Source organism: uncultured Helcococcus sp., assembly GCF_946998255.1.
Lineage (GTDB): Bacteria > Bacillota > Clostridia > Tissierellales > Peptoniphilaceae > Helcococcus.
This window is the reverse complement of sequence record NZ_CAMPYN010000042.1, coordinates 1-9,744: the sequence shown is the minus strand read 5'-3', so window position 1 is coordinate 9,744 and position 9,744 is coordinate 1. Positions and strand designations below refer to the sequence as shown.

10 protein-coding genes are annotated in these 9,744 nt (G+C 32.9%); 8 read left to right on the top strand and 2 right to left on the bottom strand.

Translation table 11 applies throughout. From position 1 onward, the window contains the following. The 8 genes from rplI to Q0U66_RS04435 form a co-directional block, all read left to right on the top strand. Positions 1 to 301, top strand: a 301-nt coding sequence (gene rplI / locus Q0U66_RS04470; RefSeq protein WP_297377870.1) for a 50S ribosomal protein L9, incomplete at its 5' end; no start/stop codon positions are given. A gap of 17 nt (positions 302 to 318) precedes the next feature. Beyond that, positions 319 to 1,653, top strand: a complete 1,335-nt coding sequence (gene dnaB / locus Q0U66_RS04465) for a replicative DNA helicase (RefSeq protein WP_297377868.1) — start codon at positions 319 to 321, stop codon at positions 1,651 to 1,653. Next, positions 1,637 to 2,221, top strand: coding sequence for a GNAT family N-acetyltransferase (locus tag Q0U66_RS04460; RefSeq protein WP_297377867.1), 585 nt, complete (start codon positions 1,637 to 1,639; stop codon positions 2,219 to 2,221). The genes dnaB and Q0U66_RS04460 overlap by 17 nt, the downstream gene beginning before the upstream one ends. After that, positions 2,211 to 3,038 carry a DnaD domain protein gene (locus Q0U66_RS04455; RefSeq protein WP_297377866.1) on the top strand — a complete coding sequence of 276 codons (828 nt, stop codon included), beginning with the start codon at positions 2,211 to 2,213 and terminating at the stop codon, positions 3,036 to 3,038. Before Q0U66_RS04460 ends, Q0U66_RS04455 begins: the two co-directional genes overlap by 11 nt. A gap of 9 nt (positions 3,039 to 3,047) precedes the next feature. Next, a complete protein-coding gene (locus Q0U66_RS04450; RefSeq protein ID WP_297377864.1) occupies positions 3,048 to 3,998 on the top strand; it encodes an ATP-binding protein in 951 nt (316 codons plus the stop codon). Beyond that, entirely contained in the window at positions 3,995 to 4,639 is a 645-nt protein-coding gene (locus Q0U66_RS04445; RefSeq protein ID WP_297377862.1) for an NAD(P)H-hydrate epimerase, read from the top strand. Before Q0U66_RS04450 ends, Q0U66_RS04445 begins: the two co-directional genes overlap by 4 nt. A gap of 1 nt (position 4,640) precedes the next feature. Next, the gene (serS, locus tag Q0U66_RS04440) at positions 4,641 to 5,909 is read left to right on the top strand and encodes a serine--tRNA ligase (RefSeq protein ID WP_297377860.1); all 1,269 of its coding nucleotides are present in this window, start codon (positions 4,641 to 4,643) and stop codon (positions 5,907 to 5,909) included. Positions 5,910 to 5,917: 8 nt separating this feature from the next. Next, entirely contained in the window at positions 5,918 to 7,006 is a 1,089-nt protein-coding gene (locus Q0U66_RS04435; protein ID WP_297377858.1) for an undecaprenyldiphospho-muramoylpentapeptide beta-N-acetylglucosaminyltransferase, read from the top strand. 34 nt (positions 7,007 to 7,040) lie between these two features. On the opposite strand, the gene murF is transcribed toward Q0U66_RS04435, so the two are convergent. Both murF and Q0U66_RS04425 read right to left on the bottom strand, forming a co-directional pair. After that, on the bottom strand, positions 7,041 to 8,420 hold the full coding sequence (gene murF, locus Q0U66_RS04430) for a UDP-N-acetylmuramoyl-tripeptide--D-alanyl-D-alanine ligase (RefSeq protein ID WP_297377856.1): 1,380 nt from the start codon (positions 8,418 to 8,420) through the stop codon (positions 7,041 to 7,043). A gap of 5 nt (positions 8,421 to 8,425) precedes the next feature. After that, positions 8,426 to 9,460 (bottom strand): D-alanine--D-alanine ligase family protein, encoded by a 1,035-nt coding sequence (locus Q0U66_RS04425; protein WP_297377854.1) that lies wholly within the window; start codon positions 9,458 to 9,460, stop codon positions 8,426 to 8,428. Positions 9,461 to 9,744: the final 284 nt, after the last annotated feature.

Genomic DNA, 9,744 nt, shown 5'->3' with positions numbered 1-9,744 from the left:
GGAAGAACAGGCTAGATTAAAAGAAGAATTTAAACAAAATAAAGCTGAAGCTGAAGAATTAAAATCAAAATTAGAAGAATTAGACCTAGTTGTTGAAAAGAAATCTGGTGAAGATGGAAAATTATTCGGTTCAGTAACTGCCCAAGATATAGCAGATGAATTGAAAGAAAAAGGTTTTGAAATAGACAAAAAGAAAGTTGAACTAAGCGAAAATATTAAAACATCAGGAAGATATACAGTTAAAGTTAGAGTATTCCCTGAAATGACAGCAGACCTAAAAGTAGAAGTTAAGGGTCAATAAGAATAAAAGGGGAAGATATGGAACAATTTAATCCACCTAGTGATTTAAAAACTGAAAAGGCGGTTTTGGGACTAACCATTATCCACCCAGATTTGGTGAATCTTCTTCTTGAAAAAATTAATAGTAAAGACTTTTATGATTTAAGAAATGAGATAGTTTTTAGGGCCATAGTCTCATTAAACCAAGATAACATTCCTGTTGATTTTACAACCTTGATAAACAAGATAGAATCAATGGGGCAATTAGACAATATTGGTGGCAGTAGCTACCTAACTAGTTTAGTTGATGAACAATATTATAGCGCAAACTATGAAGCTTATCTTGACATCATCAAAGAAAAATCTGTTTTGAGACAATTGCTTTCTTATGGTGACAATATCATCAATGAAGTAAGGACTGGCAAGCATTCTTCAGAAGAATTGATAGGAAACTTTTCTGAAAAGCTATTTAAAATGTCAGAATTTGACAATAAGGATGGCCTTGTAAAAGTAGAAGACATAGTTTCTGAAACCTTTGCCTATATAGCTGAAATTGCTCTAAATGACGGGAGTCTAACAGGAGTTACAACAGGATTTAGAGACTTGGATAATCAATTATCTGGTTTGCAAAATTCTGACTTTATTCTTTTGGCGGCTAGACCATCTGTAGGTAAGACTGCTTTAGGTATCCACATGGGGTTAAATGCGGCCTTAGTTGGTAACAAGGTAGCAGTATTCTCATTAGAAATGTCAAAAAGACAAATCCTTCAAAGGATTATTTCAATCTTATCCAAGGTTGAATTACAAGATATCATAGCTGGTAATATAGAAGAGCAAGACTGGGCCTTGTTGTACAACACAACAGAAACCTTAAATAATCTTGATTTATATATCGATGATACAGCTTCTATCTCACTTACAGAACTTAGAGCCAAATCCAAGAGATTGAAACTTGAATCAGGATTAGATTTGATTGTTATCGACTACTTACAGCTTATGACAAGTGAAGTAGGTAGGAATGAAAATAGGCAACAGGAAATCTCAAATATTTCCAGAGGACTAAAAGCTCTAGCTAAAGAGTTAAACATTCCAGTTTTGGCCTTATCTCAATTGTCAAGAAAGTCAGAAGAGAGGACAAATAAGAGACCTATGCTTTCTGACCTAAGAGAATCCGGTGCTATTGAACAGGACGCGGACGTTGTAATGATGCTTTATAGGGATGACTATTACGATGAAGATGCTGAAGAGCAAAATATAATTGAAATAAATATAGCAAAACATAGAAATGGTCCGACAGGTACCAGAAAACTATTCTTCAAGAAGGAAAATACAGCCTTCCATGACTTAGGATATGACTATGACCAGCCAGAATAAGCTATACTTAGAAAAACTTAAGTATGAAGATACTAAGAGATTTTCTTCATGGAGAGGTTTTGATGAACCTCTTTTTTACGGTTATTCTTACAATGATATGACCGAAGACCAGGCGGATTATTGGTATCTTATAAAGCAAAGAAATAATTTTGCTTCTTATTTTTCAATAAATCTGGATGATGAAATGATAGGATTTATCGGTGTAAAAGAAATAAAACCAATAATAAAGTCTGGAAAATTAGGTATAGTTATAGATTCAAAATGGACTTCAAAAGGCTATGGAAAAGAAGCCATGAAGCTATTTTTAGATCTTTATTTCAAAGAAATGAAAATGCGTACTTTGATTTTAGAAGTCAATGCTTGGAATGATAGGGCCATTAGACTCTACAAAGCTTTTAACTTTAAGATATACAAGGAAAAATATGAAGTTTTTGAAAACCAAGCCTTAGACTTAGAAGATGAAAAATACAAAGAAATTAAAAAGCATTTCAGGACAAGCAGAGGCAGAATTGAAAGTAAAATTTATTTTATGAGACTAAGTAGAGAGGAGTATATCAATGAAACTTGAGTTACAAAAAGATCAATTAGATTTAGGCGTCACTCCAATAGAAAATATGTTTATTAATACCCTCATGGCTAACGCTAACGAAAGTCAAATAAAAGTTTATTTATATGCCTTATCATTAGCCCATATGGGTGTTGACAATGCTAGCAACGAAAATATTGCAGCGGAGATGAATCTAAGCGAAGGGCAAGTGGTAGATGCTTGGTCTTACTGGATAGACAAGGGTGTAGTTGAGAAAAATGGCGATTCATACATTTTCAAATCCATGAGATTACAAATATTGGCACCACAGTTAGCTGATATACAGATATCTACTGAAAACCCAGCTGCCACTAGTGAAAATGTAAGCTCGGACATTCCTACAGAAGAAGAAAACCTAGCTGTAAGAGATATGATAAAATCTATTGAAGACTTTATTTCTCAAAGCTCTGATGTTGAAATAATCCTGAATCCTAGAGAAATAAGAAAAATTGTGGAGCTTATGAATGACTTCAATGCTAGCCCAGACTTTATGTCCTATGCCTACATGATTGCCTCTGGTATAAGGGGGACAAAATCTGTAGATCCTTTAGTTGCAACCATGCGAAATTGGATGATTGATGGGGCTACAGATATGGAAAAACTTGATACTTATATTGAAGCTAGAAACAAGAGTAAGGAAGAGGCTAAAGCTTCAAAAACAAAAAACACTACAAAAAACAAGCAAAGAAAACAACAACTTATTGATAATGATGATAGGTTGACAAAAGAAGAAAGAAGAGCTTTTGTAGAAGCAAAACTACAAAAGAAAATTCCTATTAATAAGAAAAATAGAAAATAGAGGAAAGATATGAGACAAGTAGAAGAGATTTTAGAGGCTAGAAGAAGGAATAATGAACTTAGTCTAGAAGCTAGAAAAAATGAAATATTTACTAAATTTCCTCAAATGAAAGATTTAAATAGGGCTATAAAAGAAAATAGTATAAAGAAATTTAACTACCTAGTTTCCGGCAAAGACACAAGTGAACTCACTAGAAGACTTGACCAATTAAATAAAGAATTTAATCATATATTGACTTCAAATAACTACCCTGTAGACTACTTACAAATGCATTATCATTGTGTCAAGTGTAAGGATACAGGATCTGTAGGTACCAAGATATGTACCTGCAAGAGGCAGTTGATGACTAACAAGCTTTATCAAGATACGGGAGTCAGTGAAATAATCAAGGAAGAAAACTTTGATAATTTTGACCTTTCCTTATTTAGAAAAGATAGGCAAGCTAATGAGGTGATAAGTCCGTATGAAAATATAAAAGCTATAAAAGAAGAATTATATCAATATGCCAACCACTTTGACGAAGATTCTGTAAACCTATATATATTTGGTAGGGTTGGGACAGGTAAGACCTATTTGTTAAACTCAATTACCAAAGAGGTATTGGACCAGGGCTATTCTGTTCTTTACTTGTCAGAATCAGACCTAGTAAATAAAATATTATTACACAGATTTTCATATAGTGAAGAAAAAGCTAAATTGCAATCTGAAATAGACACTATATTTAATTCTGACCTTTTGATTATAGATGACCTAGGGACAAATAATACAAATGATGCAAGCAAATCAGCCATCTTTGAAGTTATAAATTCAAGGTTAGTAAAGAAGAAACCAGTGGTTATATCTTCAAACCTTAACCCTGAAGAGCTCAGAGAAATCTATGATGCTAGGATTTATTCAAGGATTGTAGGTAAATATTATCAAAAGCGATTGTTTGGTAATGATGTAAGGATGCAGTTATGAAAGTAATTGATAGGAGAACTTTCCAAGACTTAGAGACTTACAATATTGAAAAATTAGGTATAGACCCAAATGTATTAGTAGAGCAGGCTGCGCTGAAGACTATCAAGCATATAGACCTTGACCTGAGACATAGCTTCGCTATAATATGTGGAGTAAATAAAAATGGTAGCTATGGCCTAGCTATTGCAAGAAACCTATATGCTGAAGGGAAAAAGGTATACATATATATAGTCGATAGTTTAAACTTGGCTAATGAAGAATTTAAATACCAATATAATATTATAAAAAACTTAGATATAGAAGTCTCATTTTTAGAAACACTTGGTGACTTAGATGAATTCCCATCTGATCTAAACAAGGTAAACACTCTGATAGATGCCATATCAGGCATAGAGTTTGAAAGGTCTTTCCAGGGCCCTACAGAATTTGTGATTGACTGTATAAACAAGTCTAGGATATATACCATATCAGTAGATATACCATCTGGAATGGACTATGATACTGGAGAATGCAATATTGTTTGCGTCCAAGCAGATTTGGTTGTCACATTCTTAGGTCTAAAAAAGGGACTTACTAAAACAAGTGGAATATATAAGCAAGATATAAAAATTGAAAACATAGGAATGATAAAAAGAGGATAAAATGTTAGATATAAAATATATTAGACAAAATAGAGAAGAAGTAATTAATTTATTAAAGAAAAGACATGACGATTTCCCTATAGACGAGATCCTAGCTTTAGATGAAAAAAGAAGAGCTTTGATTACCGAATCAGAAACTAAAAAAGCTGAGCAAAACAAGGTATCAAAGTCTATACCTCAATTGAAAAAAGAAGGCAAGGATGTTACAGAAATCTTTGCTCAAATGAAAGAATTATCAAGCTATGTAAAAAATATAGAAGAAGAAGTAAACGAGTTAAATGACAATATTAGAACAAAACTTTTATATATTCCAAACATGCCAAATCCAGATGTTCCTGAAGGACAAGATGATTCTGACAATATTGAAATAAGAAAAAATGGTGAGCCTAGAAAATTCGACTTTGAAGCAAAGGCCCACTGGGATTTAGGTGTTGACCTTGGTATTTTAGACTTTGAAAGAGCTGCTAAAGTATCCGGTGCTAGATTTTCTATTTTTAAAGGCTTAGGATCAAGACTAGAAAGAGCTATTTATAGCTTTATGCTAGATGTTCATACAAGAGACCATGGCTATACAGAACTAAGTGTACCTTTAATGGTAAATAGGTCAGCTATGCTAGGTACTGGACAATTACCTAAGTTTGAGGAAGATGCCTTTCATATTCCTTCAAAAGATTTCTTTTTAGTTCCTACTGCTGAAGTTCCAGTAACAAACTATAGGAAAGATGAAATCTTATCCTATGAAGAGCTACCAGTTAAGTATGTTGCCTACACTCCATGCTTTAGACAAGAAGCCGGTTCTGCAGGTAGGGATACAAGAGGACTTATAAGAAACCATCAATTTGACAAGGTTGAATTAGTTAAATTAACAAGAGCGGAAGATTCTTTTGATGAATTAGAATCATTGACTCAAAACGCAGAAAAAATCCTACAATTATTAGAAATTCCTTATAGGGTAGTAGTATTATCAACAGGTGACCTAGGATTTTCATCAGCAAAAACCTATGATATAGAAGTGTGGATGCCATCATACAATAGATATGTAGAAATATCATCATGTTCAAACTTTGTTGACTACCAAGCAAGAAGAGCAAATCTAAGATACAGAGACGAAGACGGAAAAGTTCAATTCTTACACACTTTAAATGGATCAGGACTTGCTGTTGGTAGGACTTTTGCAGCCATATTAGAAAACTACCAAAATAAAGATGGATCAATAACTATACCCGAAGTATTAAAACCATACATGATGGTTGATAAAATAGAAAAATAGAGAAGAGTATGAATAAAAGAATTGTACTAACAGGTGGAGGGACTACAGGTCACGTTTCAGTAAACCTAGCCCTCATACCTAGATTAAGAAAAGACGGCTGGGAAATCCATTACTTTGGCTCAAAAGATGGTATTGAAAGAGAATTAATCAGTAATCTTAGTGGTGTTAATTATCACAGTATTAGTACTGGTAAATTTAGAAGGCATAAAACAGTTAAGAGCATATTTGAAAATTTCAAAGATGTATTCAAAGTTATGGCTGGCTGTATTCAGTCCATATACAAGATATTTAAAATAAAACCAAGTATTTGTTTTTCTAAGGGTGGATTTGTTTCAGTACCAGTAATATTTGGAGCCTGGGTCAACCGTGTTCCAACTCTGGCCCATGAATCAGATTTTACACCAGGTTTGGCAAACAAACTAGTTCAGCCATTTGTAAAGACTATTTTTACAACTTTTAGAGAAACTAATAAATATATCAAAGATGGAAAATCTACCTATGTAGGACCTGTCATTAGAGAAGATTTGAAAAATGGTGATAAAAATAGGGCTATAGAAGATTTAGACTTAACAAGTGACAAACCAGTATTATTGGTCATGGGTGGATCACAAGGGTCAGCTTATATAAATCAAACCATTCGTGAAAATCTTCCACACATATTAGAAAAATACACAGTGATCCATTCTGCAGGAAAGGGTAACCTAGATCCTGATATAGACTTAGCAGGTTATTATCAGTACGAATACATGACAAGTAATTTAAAGGACGTATTAGCCTTATCCGACCTTGTAATTTCAAGATCAGGAGCCAATGCTATCTTTGAGTTTTTATATTATAAGATACCGATGATTCTTATTCCACTAGTAAAAGGATCAAGGGGGGACCAAGTTGTAAATGCCAGATCTTTTGAAAAAGATGGTTTTGCTGTGATTGTCAATGAAGAAGAAGCTACAAAGGCAGATCTGTTAGAAGTTATAGATGATATGTATCAAAACTTGGATAAGTATAAAACAAAAATGGAAGCTTTTGATTTCAAAGATGGTTTAGACTTTATTTATGGTAAGATAAATGAATATGCCAAAAGAGTTGATAGATAGCTAAAAAAGCTATTATCAACTCTTTTTTTGTTTATTATTTAGTAAATGTTAAATTTGATAGAGATTCTATAATTTCTTCTAAATGCATAGACCTAGAGGCCTTTACCAATACTATATCACCTCTTTTTATAATGTATTTTGCCTTGTCTACGAGTTTATCCTTATTATCAAAATAAAACACTCTATTTTGACCCATAACTTTTACAGCTTCATCATAGATGTATTTGGATAAGGGACCAAATAAAAGTAGATAATCAAGTTTATCAGGGTCTATTTGTCTACCAATATTTCTATGAAGTTCTTCTTCATTTTCTCCAAGTTCCAACATGTCACCCAAGATTGCTATTTTATTTCTATAGCCATCTAGTATACTCAAGGTATCTAGGGCTGTTAGCAAGGATTGAGGGTTTGACTTGTAAGAGTCGTTAAGAATATCAAAGCCATTCATATTCATCAGCTCAGTTCTCATAGAACTTGCTTCATTTTCTAATAAGGCGTGTTTGATTTTATCTTCTTCAATTCCTATTTCTTCAGCTACAGCAATTGCAACGCTGGCGTTATATACCTGGTGCTTTCCTATTAGAGTAAGGTTGTAAAAATCATCATTTAGGGTAAATAGTGATCCCTTATTGTTGGATTCAATTATATTTAACCTATAGTCAGCATTTGGATCTTTACCAAAGCTTATATCTCTAATATTCTTATTTAATTTTTTATACTCACTAGTTAAAATTGGGTCATCTAAATTATAGTAAAATACACCATTTTTAGCTAAATAGTCAATAATATGTAATTTTTCTTTAGCTATATTTTCCTTAGTCTTTAAAGCCTCAAGATGTGAGTCCCCGATATTAGTAATGATTGCTATATCAGGTCTGGCGATTTTTGACAAAACTTCTATTTGACCAAAGCCGTCTGTCCCCATTTCAACTACACCGATATTTGTATCTTTGTTAAATTTAAGAAGGGTAAGTGGTAAACCAATGTGGTTGTTTAGATTTCCAATAGTTTTAGAAACTATATACTTTTCTTCTAAGATTTTACTTATCAAGTCCTTTGTTGAAGTTTTACCATTTGAACCGGTTATAGCAATGATTTTAATATCTAGACTTTGTCTATATTTGCTAGAAAATTCTTGTAAGGCTTCAGTTGTATCTTTTACGTAGATTATAGGAAAGTCGTCCTTAACAAATTTTCCTTGTTCGGAAAAAATTGCCTTGGCACCCTTAATGATAGCTGAATCGATAAACTTATGGCCATCAAAGTTTTCACCTATGATTGGAATATATAGGTCCCCCTGGGCTAGGGTTCTGGTGTCGATTGAAACATCGTTGATTACTACATCTTCAAATTTATCATTATTAAGTTTTCCATCTGCTAATTGAGCGATTTCTTTAAGTGTTAGATTAAGCATTCTTACTACCTTTCATTAGCCAAATCAATCAATATATCTAAAAACTCACTATAGCTTGTACCGTCAGTTGCCCTCCACAAATCTGTAGATAGTGAAGTTGGAGTCATTCCAGGGAATGTGTTGATTTCATTTACGAAAAATTGATTATCCTTGTCCATAAATATATCCACCCTAGCAAAACCACGGCAACCTGTTGCGATATAGCTATCTATAGCTAATTGTCTAACTTCGTCACTTAAGGCCTTGTCCAATTCATGAGGAACATTCCTTATAGTTTTTGTATCATGGTATTTTGCTGTATAGTCAAAAACTTCCCTTTCAGTAGAGTATGAACCTGGTAGGGAAGCTTTTGGATTGTGGTTACCAACTACAGAAATTTCTAGCTCTTCACCAATGATTTCTTCTTCTACCAAGACTTTATTATCATACTTGAAAGCCTCTTCGATAGCCTCTTTTAGGTTGTCTCTTCTAGCCTTTGATACACCGACTGAAGAACCATTATTTGAAGGTTTTACAAAAACTTTTTCTCCAAGTTTTTCAATTATTTTGTCAAATAATTCTTCCTTGTCTTCACAAGTATCATAAGTGAATTTGTTTATAGAATAATACTTTGCTTGAGGAATGCCATTCAATTCAAAAATGTCGTTGGTTAGTGCCTTGTCAAAACAAAGAGCAGAAGATAGTAAATCATTCCCCACGTATCTTAATTGTAAAGTTTTTAGGAATCCTTGAATCTGGCCATCCTCACCTGTAGAACCGTGGATTACAGGTATTATCAAAGGATCGTCCAGTTTATTAATAAAACTAACAAAATTTTCTAAAGATTCTAAAACGGTTAAATCACATTCTTCCTCTAAATCTTCAGGATTTTTGATATCTTCTTCGTAAAAACCTACCGGCACAAACTTGCCATCTCTAGTAATATATGTATATGAAACTCTGTACTTATCTTTATTTAATTGATTAATGATGGACCTAGCAGATCTCAAAGAGATTTCGTGTTCAGTACTTTGTCCACCACATAAAATATGAATATCCATTTTTCCTCCAAAAAGTAAAACTTACATTAGTATTTATTTTACCACATTTTACATAGCTTGAATAAAAAACTGTCATTATTGTTAAGATATTTTCACATATGATAAATCTGGGTGTTTTGATGATATGATTGGAGGAGTGGGGATTATAGTTTGAACTTATTGACAAAAATTGAGCTGAAGTCCAAAGAATATTGTACTTATTAAAGAAAAATTATACTGAAGTCCAAGAAATATTGTACTTATTAAAGAAAAATTATACTGAAGTCCAAGAAATATTGTACTTA

Bases quoted from the DNA above. Each gene is read 5' to 3' on its own strand.
- dnaB (WP_297377868.1), top strand. From the start codon at position 319: ATGGAACAATTTAATCCACCTAGTGATTTAAAAACTGAAAAGGCGGTT.
- Q0U66_RS04460 (WP_297377867.1), top strand. From the start codon at position 1,637: ATGACCAGCCAGAATAAGCTATACTTAGAAAAACTTAAGTATGAAGAT.
- Q0U66_RS04455 (WP_297377866.1), top strand. From the start codon at position 2,211: ATGAAACTTGAGTTACAAAAAGATCAATTAGATTTAGGCGTCACTCCA.
- Q0U66_RS04450 (WP_297377864.1), top strand. From the start codon at position 3,048: ATGAGACAAGTAGAAGAGATTTTAGAGGCTAGAAGAAGGAATAATGAA.
- Q0U66_RS04445 (WP_297377862.1), top strand. From the start codon at position 3,995: ATGAAAGTAATTGATAGGAGAACTTTCCAAGACTTAGAGACTTACAAT.
- serS (WP_297377860.1), top strand. From the start codon at position 4,641: ATGTTAGATATAAAATATATTAGACAAAATAGAGAAGAAGTAATTAAT.
- Q0U66_RS04435 (WP_297377858.1), top strand. From the start codon at position 5,918: ATGAATAAAAGAATTGTACTAACAGGTGGAGGGACTACAGGTCACGTT.
- murF (WP_297377856.1), bottom strand. From the start codon at position 8,420: ATGCTTAATCTAACACTTAAAGAAATCGCTCAATTAGCAGATGGAAAA.
- Q0U66_RS04425 (WP_297377854.1), bottom strand. From the start codon at position 9,460: ATGGATATTCATATTTTATGTGGTGGACAAAGTACTGAACACGAAATC.